This window comes from Bilophila sp., assembly GCF_057864385.1.
Genome location: NZ_DBMAFI010000014.1, coordinates 54,840 through 68,027, shown reverse-complemented (window position 1 = coordinate 68,027; position 13,188 = coordinate 54,840). Strand labels below are relative to the sequence as shown.

15 protein-coding genes are annotated in these 13,188 nt (G+C 61.1%); 9 read left to right on the top strand and 6 right to left on the bottom strand.

Annotated elements, in window-relative coordinates; translation table 11 throughout:
- Positions 1-88: 88 nt before the first annotated feature.
- From ACZM8Y_RS06595 to ACZM8Y_RS06570, 6 genes are all read right to left on the bottom strand, one after another.
- Entirely contained in the window at positions 89-1,099 is a 1,011-nt protein-coding gene (locus tag ACZM8Y_RS06595; RefSeq protein ID WP_308771107.1) for a hypothetical protein, read from the bottom strand.
- A gap of 179 nt (positions 1,100-1,278) precedes the next feature.
- Entirely contained in the window at positions 1,279-2,289 is a 1,011-nt protein-coding gene (gene sctE, locus ACZM8Y_RS06590; RefSeq protein ID WP_302554341.1) for a type III secretion system translocon subunit SseC family protein, read from the bottom strand.
- A gap of 7 nt (positions 2,290-2,296) precedes the next feature.
- Positions 2,297-2,794: a SycD/LcrH family type III secretion system chaperone gene (locus tag ACZM8Y_RS06585; protein WP_302554340.1), complete on the bottom strand. Its 498-nt coding sequence runs from the start codon at positions 2,792-2,794 to the stop codon at positions 2,297-2,299.
- Positions 2,795-2,950: 156 nt separating this feature from the next.
- Complete coding sequence (locus ACZM8Y_RS06580) at positions 2,951-3,496, bottom strand: USH1C-binding protein 1 (RefSeq protein WP_302554339.1); 546 nt, start codon at positions 3,494-3,496, stop codon at positions 2,951-2,953.
- A 26-nt stretch (positions 3,497-3,522) separates the two neighbouring features.
- A complete protein-coding gene (locus ACZM8Y_RS06575; RefSeq protein WP_302554338.1) occupies positions 3,523-4,317 on the bottom strand; it encodes a hypothetical protein in 795 nt (264 codons plus the stop codon).
- A gap of 21 nt (positions 4,318-4,338) precedes the next feature.
- Complete coding sequence (locus ACZM8Y_RS06570) at positions 4,339-4,629, bottom strand: hypothetical protein (protein ID WP_302554337.1); 291 nt, start codon at positions 4,627-4,629, stop codon at positions 4,339-4,341.
- Between the two features lie 390 nt (positions 4,630-5,019).
- Between ACZM8Y_RS06570 and sctW the strand changes: the two genes are divergently transcribed.
- From sctW to ACZM8Y_RS06525, 9 genes are all read left to right on the top strand, one after another.
- On the top strand, positions 5,020-6,144 hold the full coding sequence (gene sctW, locus ACZM8Y_RS06565) for a type III secretion system gatekeeper subunit SctW (protein WP_302554336.1): 1,125 nt from the start codon (positions 5,020-5,022) through the stop codon (positions 6,142-6,144).
- A complete protein-coding gene (sycN, locus tag ACZM8Y_RS06560; RefSeq protein WP_482330291.1) occupies positions 6,144-6,518 on the top strand; it encodes a type III secretion chaperone SycN in 375 nt (124 codons plus the stop codon). Before sctW ends, sycN begins: the two co-directional genes overlap by 1 nt.
- Before the next feature lie 41 nt (positions 6,519-6,559).
- On the top strand, positions 6,560-6,928 hold the full coding sequence (gene sctX, locus ACZM8Y_RS06555) for a type III secretion apparatus assembly protein SctX (RefSeq protein WP_308771772.1): 369 nt from the start codon (positions 6,560-6,562) through the stop codon (positions 6,926-6,928).
- Position 6,929: 1 nt separating this feature from the next.
- The gene (gene sctY / locus ACZM8Y_RS06550; protein ID WP_302554333.1) at positions 6,930-7,331 is read left to right on the top strand and encodes a type III secretion apparatus assembly chaperone SctY; all 402 of its coding nucleotides are present in this window, start codon (positions 6,930-6,932) and stop codon (positions 7,329-7,331) included.
- Positions 7,328-9,415, top strand: a complete 2,088-nt coding sequence (gene sctV / locus ACZM8Y_RS06545; protein WP_302554331.1) for a type III secretion system export apparatus subunit SctV — start codon at positions 7,328-7,330, stop codon at positions 9,413-9,415. Before sctY ends, sctV begins: the two co-directional genes overlap by 4 nt.
- Positions 9,416-9,569: 154 nt before the next feature.
- Complete coding sequence (gene sctS / locus ACZM8Y_RS06540; RefSeq protein WP_479859755.1) at positions 9,570-9,833, top strand: type III secretion system export apparatus subunit SctS; 264 nt, start codon at positions 9,570-9,572, stop codon at positions 9,831-9,833.
- 116 nt (positions 9,834-9,949) lie between these two features.
- Positions 9,950-10,771: a type III secretion system export apparatus subunit SctT gene (gene sctT / locus ACZM8Y_RS06535; RefSeq protein WP_302553747.1), complete on the top strand. Its 822-nt coding sequence runs from the start codon at positions 9,950-9,952 to the stop codon at positions 10,769-10,771.
- The gene (gene sctU, locus ACZM8Y_RS06530) at positions 10,768-11,808 is read left to right on the top strand and encodes a type III secretion system export apparatus subunit SctU (RefSeq protein ID WP_482330292.1); all 1,041 of its coding nucleotides are present in this window, start codon (positions 10,768-10,770) and stop codon (positions 11,806-11,808) included. Before sctT ends, sctU begins: the two co-directional genes overlap by 4 nt.
- Positions 11,805-13,157, top strand: a complete 1,353-nt coding sequence (locus ACZM8Y_RS06525) for a sigma-54 interaction domain-containing protein (protein ID WP_482330293.1) — start codon at positions 11,805-11,807, stop codon at positions 13,155-13,157. Before sctU ends, ACZM8Y_RS06525 begins: the two co-directional genes overlap by 4 nt.
- Positions 13,158-13,188 lie beyond the last annotated feature (31 nt).

Below are 13,188 nucleotides of genomic sequence, written 5' to 3'. Positions count from 1 at the left end.
CGCCCAAGCGCGCGGCCTCCGCCGGCGGGACATCCGTCTTGGGCACGGAACCCGCCGGGGCGCCTGCGGCGGCCCTGCGCCGCCCTTCCTATCCCATAATCCGGGAACGGGTATCGTTCATCCTCTTCTGGATGTCGTCCTGCGTGGAAAGCGACTTCTGGATCACTTCGGTCAGGCCGTCGTTGATGCTCTTCAACGAGTCCCGGCTGGTCCGCATCCGTTCCTGATCGGCTTCCATTTCCTTCATGGCGGCGTCGTACTGCGCCCCCAGGTAATCGCCGACATGACCGACGAGGCCGCCCATTCCCTGCCCGAGCTGGGAAAGGGACTGCCCTAGGGTCCCGTAGGCCTGCGAGGTGCCCGAAGCCCGCCGTTCCGCAGCGCTCGGATTAGCCGTGGTAGCACGGATATCATCCAACTGCGCCCGGTTACTGTTCAGCTTTTCGGTCGTCTGCTGTAATTGATCTTCCGCACGGAGCTTCTCCGCCCCTCTGGCGGCCCCATGCTTTTCTATGTCCCGCGTGATCTTGTTCAGTTCCTTCTGCTGTGCGCGCTGCTGCTTCTCAAGGCTCCGGGTTTCCTGGTTCAGCTTGTTCTCGGTGAGTTCCTGCTGGCCCTTCGCCTGCCCCCTGGTTGCGGACAACTGCTTCATGCCCATGGCGAACTGGAGAGCGCCCATGCCGATGCTGACCGTATCGGACACGACGCCGCAGATAAGCTGCACCACGGCTTTTTCGCGGATTTCACCAGCCTGCTGCTTCATCGACGTGACGATACTATCCGTTTGCGCTTTCATGACCTCGCGGTTTTCCTCGCGCTGTTCGGCGCATAGTTCCGTGATGAGGGCATTGACGCTCGCCATCGGGGAAGCCACGCCCACCCAGCCGCCGAGTGATCCGGAAGGGTTTTTCGGCGGGGCGAGCGTCGGCAAATCGTCGCGAACCTTCGCCGCGGCCTCCTGAAAGGAAAGCCCCGCAGCCATCGCGGCCTCCAGTTCCTTATCCACGGAGGCACGGGAAACATTGACCATCCCCGCGTCGTTTATCAACTGATTGTAAACCTGTTGCTGTTCGGATGACAACCCTTGTATGCCTGACATATGCCTATCCTCTTCTTGCTTACGGCCTTCCCGTCTACGATCAGGCCATCATCCACCCCGCACAAGGCGGGGAACACGGGCTGTTTGACCCCATGAAACCTTGCCCGCCGCGTGGCAGGCCCTTCCCGCCCCGCTGCCCGAAACGGCGGCCGGGGCGGGACGGCGTACCTTCCGCCGCACTAGGCCATCGCCGGTGGTGCGCTGGTCAAGACGTTCGTCAGCGACTCATTGCATCCCTCAACGAGCTCGTTGACGTCTTCGTTCAGCTTTCCCGCGCGCTCCACGACGCCCTTCATGAAATCCTGCTCCACTTCCAGCGCCTGCCTGAGCCGTTCCAGAACGGCTTCCAGCAGCTTGGTGTCGGCATAGCTGTTGGAAATCTTATAATCGTATACGGCCCCGGCGATGCCCGTCGCGCCGCTGCCCATCTGTACGACGCTGCTGCTGATATTCGTTACTTTGAGGGTAATGTCCGCCACGTCCGCCAGCGTCTTCCGGGCAGTCTCGGCAGCGGAACCGAAGGAACCGCCCATAGTCAGGCCCACGCCCACAAGCGTGATCGCAAGCTCAAAAGCCATGCCGGTATATGCGGCGATGTCTTCCCGAACACCGAGGGCCTCCAACCCGGCGGCTATCCCGGCGCCGATGCTCACCTTGCCGTCGGTCGCCATACTCAGGATGCTGTTGAGGGACATGGTAAGCATCACCGCCCCGCCCGCAATCAGCAAGGGGTTCCCCGTAGCCGCCCCCGCCGCAATCGTGGCGACGCTGGCGATGGCTCCGAGGACGACGCCGACCCAACTGAAAATCTTTTTGAAAATGTCAAGGATGCCCTTGGACTTCATGGATTCGAGCCGATCCATGATCTCTTCCAGCTTCTTCTGGTTGATCTCGGCGCGCTCCTTCCCCTTGGCCTCAATGGAGGCCACGCCGTCCTTGGTGGCCTGCGTGCGCACCTCGTTGCTGATCATCTGGGCCAGCGTTTCCAGCGAGAGACATCCCGGCATGGGCGCGGGCAGCGTCGGCAGCTCCCCGGCGGGTGAGGAAGCGTCGGGGGATGAAGCCGGGACATCCGGCAGCGTGATGCCCTCCAGGGCCCTTTTGATGGCATCCGGAAGGTTTTCCATATCGGCGCCGCCGATAAGATCCATAAATTTCGAGCCGATCTGAAAGTCAATGGCATTAGGCATGTCAGCCTCACTTCTCGGCTTGTTCGAGAATGGCGAGCATGGCGGACGCCTTGCCCCGCGCGGCCTCGTGTTCCGGGTTGCCCTCTTCGCCCATAGAGACGGCGGTGACGAACGAGCCTTTGGCCTTTTCCCGATCCCCCATCTTGAGGTAGCACATACCGGCCTGAAGCACGGGCACGGGGCTGGAGAGCGCCTCCATCGCCGAGCAAAGCCCATAGGCATCCACGGCTTCCCGATACTTGCCGTTGGCCTGGCGGCTTCCGCCCAGCCCCATCCAGAAGCGGGGATCGTTGTGATCGTACAGGCACAGCCCGGAAAAAACGGTTTCCGCGTCCTTGTAGTTGCCGGACGTATAGAGGTTGTATCCGAGGCTGTATAAGGACTCCAGCATATCCTGGGAAATGTTGCACACGTCCCCGATGGTGGCGCCGTTCAGGACGGCCTTGGTCATCGTTTCGAGTTCTTCCTGCGTATATTCGACCGCAGCGCCTTTTTGTTCTGCCATAACATCTTCCTTGGGAGGCCCGCAGCAGCGGGAAAAAGGTTGCCGGCGGGTGGGGAGCCCAATAAGGCATTGGGGCATCCCCAAACGACCACCATCCGGCAGAGGGCCGCTGCCAACCGGATGGGCACGGCTGGAATGGCCCTCTGCAAAAAACGGCTACTGCCCGCGGGCCACGTTGGTGAGCGTCTGCATAGCGGACTGGATGGCCGAGTTCGCGCCCTGCGTAAACGAATTGTATTGCCCCATGAAGTCCTGCACGTAAACCATCTCCGTCTGGACGTCCGTGCCGAGGGTGTCCTGATGCGCCTGCAAGGACTGGATCGCAACGTCCCATTCATCCTTGTTGTGCCAACTGTCCGCAGTTTCTGTCGTAGGCTCGTCGACCCCTTTGGTCTCCATGGAATAGGTGAGACCGTGTTCGTCCATATACTTCCGTATGTCGTCGGGCATTTTGGTGGTGTCGTCGCTAGACTTGGCCTGCTCCTGAAGTTTGCGGCACTGCTGAAGCATATCGGCCACTTTCTTCTGATCCGCATTTGCCTTCTCAACCTGGGTGATATGGTCGCGGGCAGCCTCTTTAGACGTGGCTGCCAGTTCCATCTGGAGCTTGGCGAAAATAAAGTTGATGCTCGTGATCGGACCGAGGCTGCCTACGCTGGAGACGCCTCCCGAAGAACCGGCTCCGCCGACTGGATCTGCCATTGTTATTCTCCTTGGATATTATAGATTTACTGGCCACGGGCCACGTTGGTGAGTGTCTGCATAGCGGACTGGATGGCCGAGTTCGCGCCCTGCGTAAACGAATTGTACTGCCCCATGAAGTCCTGCACGTACACCATCTCCGTCTGGACGTCCGTGCCGAGGGTGTCCTGATGCGCCTGCAAGGACTGGATCGCAACGTCCAGATCATCCTTGCTGGAACCGGTGCTGTAGGCAAGCCCGTGGGTATCCATGTATGCGAATACCTCCAGCGCCGCCTTCCGATCTTCAAGGGAGTTAATCGCCCGCTGCCACTCACTGCCGTTCTGCCGGGCCGAGACGCCGTAATCGGCATAGTCGATATCGTTGTCCTTGAAATACTGCTCCATGACGTCCGGCATCATGGTGGAATCGTATTCCTTGCTGACATCATAATTCTCTTTCGTTTTCAGGTTGGCCTGCGCCTGCAACTTCTTGGCGTCAGCGATATAGCCTTCCACCTTGGCGAGCTCTTCCGCCGCCGTCCCCTTGGATGAATCGTCTTTGGCCTGGCAGTTCTTGAACGTCCCCATATTGGAAGTGCCTTTCTCATTCGCCGCGTTCTCCTGCAGATTGCGCAGCTTGTTCAGCAGATCGGCCACTTCCTTCTGATCCGCATTCGCCTTCTCAACCTGGGAGATATGGTCACGGGCAGCCTCTTTAGACGTGGCTGCCAGTTCCATCTGGAGCTTGGCGAAAATAAAGTTGATGCTCGTGATCGGGCCGAGGCTGCCCACGCTGGAGACGTTTCCTGAACCGCCGACTTCACCAATACCTTGGCTCATATCTTTCTTCTTTCTTTAGGGTTAAAGGCGGACGACGCCACGGCGGCCCGCGCCGGGGGCCTTGCCGGAAGGACGGTTGTCCAAGGCGGCCTGCGCCTTGCGGGCTTCCCCGGCGCGCTTGGCCTCTTCCTTCGCTTTGGCGACGAGCGCCTCCAGCTCCGGCGTCATCGGCTCCTGCTGTTTGAGATCGTCTTCCGTAAGCCCCATCGCCTTGAGCTGCGCATCAAATTTCTGGTCGAGGCGGGACAATTCCTCTTTAAGGGCGTTGAGCTGTTCTTCCTGAGCCTGCATATCTTTTTCAGTGAATGCCATTTCGTTGCTCCTTTGTTGATGTTTCGTTCCAAGCATGTTCCGTGCCAAACAAGCAAATACGGGGGATTCCGGCCCATCAAGCCTGTTGTGCGGTTTTCCGCGCACAAGAAAACAAACGATGTTGGCGGACTTTCGCCTTGCGCCTACCAACATTATTCCCATTCAGTTGAGAAACCTTTTTCATAGATACTATAGCCCATTCCCCAAATCAATCAAAAAGGGGGCGCTTGTAAGACGTTGCGGCCTATGATACTCGCTAGGCGATGGTTGGCATATTTCTCGCATGATTTCCCGCGGGCCGGTACGGATCGGCCCCCGGAATCACGTGTTCCCGCAGCCTCCGGGCACGGGGGCCGACTCATTTCCCGGTGGGGCCGGGCAGGGGGAGGCATGTCCATAGATTTTTCCGTCACCAACATGGGCCAGATGGCCGGGAGCGCCGCCGCACAGACGGCGGGTTCCCTCGCCGCGGGTTCGCTCATGGGGAACGCCGCCGTACAGGTGGAAGATCCCATGTCGCTGCTCGCCGATGCCGCCGAAGAGCTGACTTTTGCGGCCGACACCACCGACGAGTACGAGCTTGAGGATCGCAAGGAACGGGAGCGTGCGGAAGAGGCTTACGCCGAACGCGTCAAGCTCTATCAGGATCTCATGCACGAGGCGGGCAAGGCGCAGGACATCGACCGCCTGAAGGACAGCCTGCGCGCCCGCGAAGGCCGGGAAAGGGCTTCGCGCGAGGCGCTTTACCGCTTTCCCGATCCGAGCGACGCCTATGCCGCCCTTTCCGAGGCGCTCGACGCCTTTTCGGGCGACCCGTCCGTTGATCCTTCCGTTGTTGAAGATATCCGCCAAGGGCTTGCCGAACTCGAAGCCGAACACGGCCCGCAGATCCGTGCGGGCATCCAGGGCGCGCTCGCCGCTGCCGGGTATCCCGGACTGGACAGCACGGACAGCCTGCGCGACCTGTACCGCCAGACCGTCTGCGACTTTACGGACGTCAACGCCGCATTCGCCCACATCCACGAAAAATACGGCGATGTGGGCTTCGACAAGGCGATGGACTTCCTTTTCAGCGCGCTGGGCAACGATCTCGCCACGGACGTGCCGAGCATGGAAACCACCCATCTCGAAAGCGTCCACGCCAGCCTCGAACAGGTGCGCCTCCTGCAAAGCACGCATGTCCAGTGCGAACGCCTGCTCCAGCGCTGGCAGGATGTCCACGGGATCCAATGCGGGCTCGCCCCGATGGAGCTGCTCGGCGATCTGGTCGGCCTGCGCAACGAACGTTTCCTTGGGGCCACGCAGATCAGCCGCATCGCCGCCAAAGCCAAGGCCCCGGACATCGAACGAGAAGTGCTGTTCCTTCAGGAGCTTCTGAATATGGCCCGCAACCTGCCCGTCCAGCTTTTCGACGGCGAACAAGGCCGCATGAAGGTCATCGACGCCGTGCAGGAATCCGTGGACGAGGCCATCCGGCGCGAAGACGAATACCTCGCCAGTTTGGGGGATGCGTGATGATCGAACGTGAAATAGCCGAATTCGGCAGACGCATGGGCATGCCCGCCTTTTCCCTTTCCCCTGCGGGCCTCGCCGCACTCGACGTGGAGCGCCTTGGGCGGCTCCATCTGGAGCTTGCCGAAAACGCCGGGGAACGCGAACTGCTCGTCTATCTTGCGCGGGCCGTGCCGGAGCATGACGTGAAAGCCCCGCGCCGCGTGCTCGAACGCTGCCATTACCGCCATGCCGATCCCATGCCGCTGTCCGGGGGGCTGCACAAGGGCCACATCATCCTCCTCACCCGTTTCCCCGAACGGCAGGCGACGGCGGCGGGCATTGAAAAGGCCGTCCAGTTCCTCAGCGGCGTCATGGATGCCGTCGCCAATGCCTGACCCGCAACACCGTTTTTCTTTACCGGCAAAGGAGGACAGCCATGCCGAGCATCAACCTTCTGGATCCTTCCCTCGGCATCCAGGCCATCATGGAAAGCCCGGCGGCAGCGCGCGGCGGCATCCCCGAAGCGAGGCCCCTCGCCGCCAACGTGCTGCGCGAGGCCGGGCTTGAGGAACTCTATTCCCCAAGCAACGCGCACCGCCTCGTGGAACAGGCGCTCTGCCCGGATGCGGGCGACGGCGACATCCTCCGCCCGGAGGTGTTTTCCGGCAACCTCGCGGGATGCCTGGAAGCCTTGAAGGATTCCGAAGATCCCGCCGTCCGGGCGCTGGTGGACGGCGAACTGGCCCCGCTGCTTCAAAACAAGGAACTCCTCAACGCCTACATGGGCCTGATGATAGGGGGTTAAGGTGGCGCTCACGCAGGAACAGCGCAGCACACTGTCCATTCTGGGGTATCTGTATTACCGGATGGGGCGTCTGGACAATGCCGCCACGGTCTTCGCGGCGCTGGACAGGCTCGCCCCCGAAGGCATGGACGCCATTTCCCGGAGGGCCGCCGCCACGCTCGCGGCCATTGAAACGGATCGCGGCAATGCCGAAAAAGCCCTTCGGCTCCTGCACCGGGCCATGGACGGGCAAACCCTCTCCACCCGCCATGCCGCCCTGCACCTGCTCCGGGCCCGCGCGCTCTGGCAGCAGGGCCGCAAGGATGAGGCGAGGGCCGCGGTCAACGAATACCTGTACCTCGCCGGCAGCGGCCCGTCCGCGCAGGCCGGACATCCCTTCAACAGCATGGGCAAACGCGTATGAGCCTGTTCACCACGGCCCGTTCCGCCGTCGGCGTGGTCACGCGCCACAACGACATCAACATCGTCTTCCTGCTCGTCATCGTCATCGCGCTGATGATCATCCCGCTGCCCACGCCGGTGGTGGATACGCTCATCGGCGTGAACATGGCCCTGTCCTTCACCATCCTGATGATGACCATGTACGTGCGGACGGTGCTGGACTTCTCGGTCTTTCCCACGCTGCTCCTGTTCACCACCCTGTTCCGGGTGGGCCTCAACATCACGACCACGCGCCTCATCCTGCTTCAGGCGGACGCGGGCGAAATCATCTTCACGTTCGGGGAGTTCGCCCTCGGCGGCAATTTCGTGGTCGGCGCGGTGGTCTTCCTCATCCTGACCATCGTGCAGTTCCTCGTCATCGCCAAAGGCGCGGAACGCGTGGCCGAAGTCGGGGCGCGCTTCACCCTCGACGCCATGCCCGGCAAGCAGATGTCCATCGACGCCGACATGCGCGCCGGGGTCATCGACATGGAGGAGGCGCAGCGCCGCCGCGAGCGCATCAGCCAGGAAAGCCAGATGTACGGCGCTATGGACGGCGCCATGAAGTTTGTAAAAGGCGACTCCATCGCCGGGATGATCATCGCCGTCGTGAACATCGTGGGCGGCACGATCATCGGCATCACCCAGAACGGCATGACCGCGGGGGAGGCCCTGCACCTTTACGGCATCCTCACCATCGGGGACGGGCTGGTATCCCAGATCCCCTCGCTGCTCATCTCCATTTCCGCGGGCATCCTGATCACCCGGACCGGCGATTCCGACGACAACGTGGGCTCGCAGATCGGCGTCCAGATCTTCGCCCAGCCCAAGGCGCTGCTCATGGCGGGCGGGCTGGTGTTCCTCTTCGCCCTCATCCCCGGCTTCCCCAAGCCGCAATTGTTCACGCTGGCGGCCCTCCTCGGCGGGCTCGGCTACGTGCTCAAGCGCGTCAGCGAAAACCCGCAGGCCCCGGACGCCAAGGAGGAACTTTCCAAGTCGCTCACGCCCACGGCCCGCCCCAAGCCCCGCCCCGGCGCGCAGCGGGACGAATTCGCGCCCACCGTGCCCATCATCCTCGACATCTCGGAGGACATGGGCGCGTCCCTCGACTACGCTTCGCTCAACGAGGAGCTGGCGAACCTGCGCCGCGCACTCTATTTCGATCTCGGCGTGCCCTTCCCCGGCATCAACATCCGGCCCAACCCCGGCCTGCCGGGGCTTTCCTATGTCCTGAACGTCAACGAAATCCCCATGTCGCGGGGGAAGCTGGAAAAAGGCATGGTGCTCGCCCGCGATACCAGCGAAAACCTGTCCATGCTCGGCGTGGAGTTCAAGCTCGGTGAGCGGTTCCTGCCCGACGTCGAACCGCTCTGGGTTCCTGAGTCCAAGGCCGCCTCGCTGGAACGCGTGGGCATCAGCATCATGAACCATGCGCGCATCCTCGCCTACCACCTTTCGCTGCTGCTCGCCCGGCACGCCTCATCGTTCCTCGGCATGCAGGAATCCAAGTACCTGCTCGACAAGATGGAGGAACGCGCCCCCGATCTGGTCCGCGAGGCCACCCGCCTGCTGCCCACGCAGCGTATTGCGGAAATCTTCCAGCGTCTGGTGCAGGAGCAGGTATCCATCCGCGACCTGCGGAGCATCCTCGAAGCGCTCATCGAGTGGAGCCCCAAGGAAAAGGATACCGTCATGCTCACCGAGTACGTCCGCAGCGCCCTGAAGCGCCAGATCAGCTATATGTATTCCAAGGGGCAGAACATGCTGCCCGCCATCCTGCTGGACCCCTCGGTGGAGGAGACGATCCGCAAGGCCATCCGGCAGACTTCGGCGGGCGCGTTCCTTGCGCTCGATCCCGATACGACGCAGCGTTTCCTGCGCGCCGTGACCGAATCCGCCGGGAAGTACAAGGCCAACACGCAGAAGCCGGTGCTCATGGCCTCCATGGACATCCGGCGGTATGTGCGCAGGCTTATCGAGGGTGAGCATTACGGCCTGCCGGTTGTTTCGTACCAAGAGGTTACGCCTGAGATTTCGATCCAGCCCGTCAGCAGGATCAGGTTGTAAAGAGAGAGGATCGGGGGAGGGGAAAGGGCCCCTTTGAAAAGGGTCTCCTTTCCCCTCCCCCGCACCCCCTCCCCTATCCCCCCAAACTTTTTGACTGGTGGGGAGGCCGCGCGGCGGGAGTCCCGTCGGCGGAATCCCCGCGCCGGACAGCACTATGGAATCAGCCGCCATTGATTACGCCACGAAAGCGCTCTATCTGGTGCTCATGTTGTCGATGCCGCCCATCATCGTGGCCTCGCTCATCGGCATCCTGTTGAGCCTCATTCAGGCGATCACCCAGTTGCAGGAACAGACGCTGACCTTCGGCGTCAAGCTGCTGGCCGTAGTCCTGACCCTCTTCATCATGGGGGGATGGCTCAGTGGTGAAATACTCCGCTATGCGGACGATATTTTCAGCCGTTTCTACATGATACGCTGATTGGGCGAGGGATGGGGAAGGCCCCGGCGCGAAAAAGAGGGCTAGGATAGGGGGAGACAGCGGCATTGCCGGGCGGCACGCTGCAAAGCGGCCTGCATCCTCCACGGAGGCTTCATTTGGATTATCAGGCACTGTTCAACGAACTGCACCTTTTCGAGCAACTGCTGGCGCTGCTAGTGGGGATGCCCCGGCTGTTCATGCTCGTGCAGGTGGCCCCGTTCATGGGCGGGAACATCCTCACGGGGCAATTGCGGACGACTGTAGTTTTTGCCTGTTACCTTGTACTGCATCCCGCCATCGTCGCCGGCCTCCCCGAAACGCAGGGGCTTTCCCTCTCCACGTTCGCCTTGTACGGAACCATCCTCGTCAAGGAAACGCTCATCGGGATGCTTCTCGGTTACCTGTCCGGCATGCTGTTTTGGACCATCCAGTGTGCGGGCTTCTTCATCGACAACCAGCGCGGCGCGTCCATGGCGGAAGGGGCCGATCCGCTGTCCGGCGAGCAGACTTCGCCGCTCGGATCGTTCTTTTTCCAAAGCGCCGTCTACCTGTTTTTTTCCACCGGGGCCTTCCTCGCCCTGCTTGGCGTGGTTTACGCCTCTTACGAAATCTGGCCGGTCACGCAGCTCATCCCGCTCAGCGTGTTTCAGGACATCAACCTGCCGTTGTTCTTTGCCGGGCGCGTGAGCTGGCTCCTGCTCATGATGCTTCTGCTCTCCGGCCCCATCGTGGTGGCCTGCCTGCTCACCGACGTTTCCCTTGGGCTCATCAACCGCTTCGCTTCGCAGCTCAACGTGTATGTGCTTGCCATGCCCATCAAGAGCGGCGTCGCTGCTTTTCTGATGCTGTTCTATTTCATGATGCTGCTGTCGAACGCGACAGGCTTGTTCGATGGGATCAAGGCTGATTTCGAGCAGCTCAGGAGGCTGTTGCCGTGAGCGACAAAACCGAACAGCCCACACCGAAACGCCTCCGCGAATCGCGCGAAAAAGGGGATGTGTGCAAGAGCCAGGACGTGCCCTCGGCCCTGACCGTGCTCGCCTTGTCCATCTATATAGTCGTGATGGGGCGGCAGTTGCTGGAATCGCTGCTGGCGATGATGGAACTGCCCATGAAACTGCTGTCCACGCCCTACGCCGAGGCCGCGCCGCGCGCCGCCGAAGCCACATTCCACATAGCCGTTTCCATCGTCGCCCCGCTCGTCGGCCTCGTCATGGCCGTGGCCCTCGTCGCCAACCTCGGACAGGTCGGCATACTGTTCGCCTTCAAGGGGGCCATGCCCAAGCTCGAAAACATAAGCCCGTCCAAATGGTTCCAGAAGGTTTTCTCCATGAGGAACCTTGTGGAGTTCCTCAAGAACATCATCAAGGTGACGGTGCTCGGCGTCACGGTCTGGGTTGTCATGCGGGATCACCTGCCGACGCTGTTCGCCATCCAGCGGGGGACAATCTGGACGCTGTGGGAAGTTCTGGGATTGGCGCTCAAGGATCTGCTGCTCATGGCTGCGGGCGTCTTCTGCGTCATCGCCGCCGCGGACTATCTTTTCCAGAAATGGCAGTACGCCAAGAACCATATGATGTCGAAAGATGAAGTCAAACGGGAGTACAAGGAGATGGAGGGCGACCCGCAGGTGAAGGGCAAGCGCAAACAGCTCCATCAGGAAATGATCTCCCAAAACGCGCTGGGCAACGTGCGCAAAGCGAAGGTGCTCGTGACCAACCCGACCCATTACGCCGTGGCGTTGGACTACGAAAAGGACAGGACGCCGCTCCCGGTTATCCTTGCCAAGGGCGAAGGGTTCCTTGCCCAGCGCATGATACGGGTGGCGCAGGAAGAAGGCATCCCGATCATGCGGAATGTGCCGCTGGCCCGCAGCCTTTTTGAAAACGGGACGGAAAACGCCTACATCCCCAAGGATCTCATTGGCCCGGTGGCCGAAGTGCTGCGCTGGGTGCAGTCCCTCCAGCGGCAATGACGAACGCACAGGAAACGAACGTGAAGCAAGAACCTCTCTCCGAACAGGCGTTTCTGGATACCCTGATCAACCTTTGCGACGATCTGGCCTGGGGCCGCCCCGCCAGCGAAGACAGGCTGTTCGCCCTTACCAAGGAAGGCGCGGGCCCAAAGAATTATGTCCGGCTCGCGGAAGCCTTCGGCATGATGCTGGTCAAGGTGGAAAGCCGGGAGTACCACCGCTCGCAGCTCATTGAAGATCTGAAAACCCGCAATGCCGAGCTGGAGGAAGCGCACAGGCTCCTCGCCGAGCGCAACACGCATCTGATGCGGACCATTCAGGAAAACTACCAGACCAAGAAGATCGTGGGCCAATGCGAGGCCATGCGGAAGGTCATTCAGCTTGCCCTGACCATCGCCCGCCGCCCCATCAATACGCTTATCCTCGGCCCCACCGGGGCTGGGAAAGAAGTCATCGCCAAGGCGATCCATTTCAACTCGCCCCGGCGCGAAGGGCCGTTCGTGGCGGTCAACTGCACGGCCATCCCCGACTCGCTGTTTGAAAGCGAGATGTTCGGCATCGAAAAAGGCGTCGCCACCGGCGTCAACGCACGCAAGGGGCTCATCGAGGAAGCTTCGGGGGGCACGCTCTTTCTTGATGAGCTGGCGGACATGACCTTGCCCAATCAGGCCAAGCTGCTGCGGGTTTTGGAGGAGCGCGAAGTCCTGCGCGTGGGCAGTTCCAAACCCGTGAGCGTGGACATCAAACTCATTGCCGCCACCAACGTCAATCTGGAGGAGGCGGTGCGCAAAGGCAAATTCCGGGAGGATCTCTATTACCGCATCAACGTGGCGGAAATCAGGATTCCTCCCCTGCGGGATCGCGGGGATGACATCCTTTTGTTGGCGCAGCTTTTTCTTGAGCGCCACTGTGCATACATGGGACGGCCCCGGCTTTCGCTCTCCCCCGCCGTATGCAGGCAGCTTCTGCAATACGGCTGGCCGGGCAATGTGCGCGAATTGAATAACGAAATGGAACGCGCCGCTTCCCTGACGATCGGCAACCGTGTGGAGCTTTCCGATCTTTCCACGCGCATCGTGCCGGAGGAAGCCAGGTGCCGCCTTCTTGGGACGGAACCCCTCACCAGCCGGGAAGGGGCGGCCGCCCCAAAAGCGAAGATGCCAATAGTGCAGAACTATAACCTTCAGGAAATGGAGCGCAAACTTATCCTTGAAGCACTGGACAAAACCGACGGCAACAAAAGCAAGGCCGCGGAACTGCTCGGCATCACACGGGAAGGGCTCCGAAAAAAACTCCTGCGCATGGACATCAGCGATAAAGAAATTCCCCACGACAGCGGCAGGGCTTGACATTCACCTGCCTGAACACCTAAAACAACAC

What these genes read in the sequence shown, in the direction of transcription:
- ACZM8Y_RS06595 (WP_308771107.1), bottom strand. Translation starts at nt 1,099, where the DNA reads ATGTCAGGCATACAAGGGTTGTCATCCGAACAGCAACAGGTTTACAAT.
- sctE (WP_302554341.1), bottom strand. Translation starts at nt 2,289, where the DNA reads ATGCCTAATGCCATTGACTTTCAGATCGGCTCGAAATTTATGGATCTT.
- ACZM8Y_RS06585 (WP_302554340.1), bottom strand. Translation starts at nt 2,794, where the DNA reads ATGGCAGAACAAAAAGGCGCTGCGGTCGAATATACGCAGGAAGAACTC.
- ACZM8Y_RS06580 (WP_302554339.1), bottom strand. Translation starts at nt 3,496, where the DNA reads ATGGCAGATCCAGTCGGCGGAGCCGGTTCTTCGGGAGGCGTCTCCAGC.
- ACZM8Y_RS06575 (WP_302554338.1), bottom strand. Translation starts at nt 4,317, where the DNA reads ATGAGCCAAGGTATTGGTGAAGTCGGCGGTTCAGGAAACGTCTCCAGC.
- ACZM8Y_RS06570 (WP_302554337.1), bottom strand. Translation starts at nt 4,629, where the DNA reads ATGGCATTCACTGAAAAAGATATGCAGGCTCAGGAAGAACAGCTCAAC.
- sctW (WP_302554336.1), top strand. Translation starts at nt 5,020, where the DNA reads ATGTCCATAGATTTTTCCGTCACCAACATGGGCCAGATGGCCGGGAGC.
- sycN (WP_482330291.1), top strand. Translation starts at nt 6,144, where the DNA reads ATGATCGAACGTGAAATAGCCGAATTCGGCAGACGCATGGGCATGCCC.
- sctX (WP_308771772.1), top strand. Translation starts at nt 6,560, where the DNA reads ATGCCGAGCATCAACCTTCTGGATCCTTCCCTCGGCATCCAGGCCATC.
- sctV (WP_302554331.1), top strand. Translation starts at nt 7,328, where the DNA reads ATGAGCCTGTTCACCACGGCCCGTTCCGCCGTCGGCGTGGTCACGCGC.
- sctS (WP_479859755.1), top strand. Translation starts at nt 9,570, where the DNA reads ATGGAATCAGCCGCCATTGATTACGCCACGAAAGCGCTCTATCTGGTG.
- ACZM8Y_RS06525 (WP_482330293.1), top strand. Translation starts at nt 11,805, where the DNA reads ATGACGAACGCACAGGAAACGAACGTGAAGCAAGAACCTCTCTCCGAA.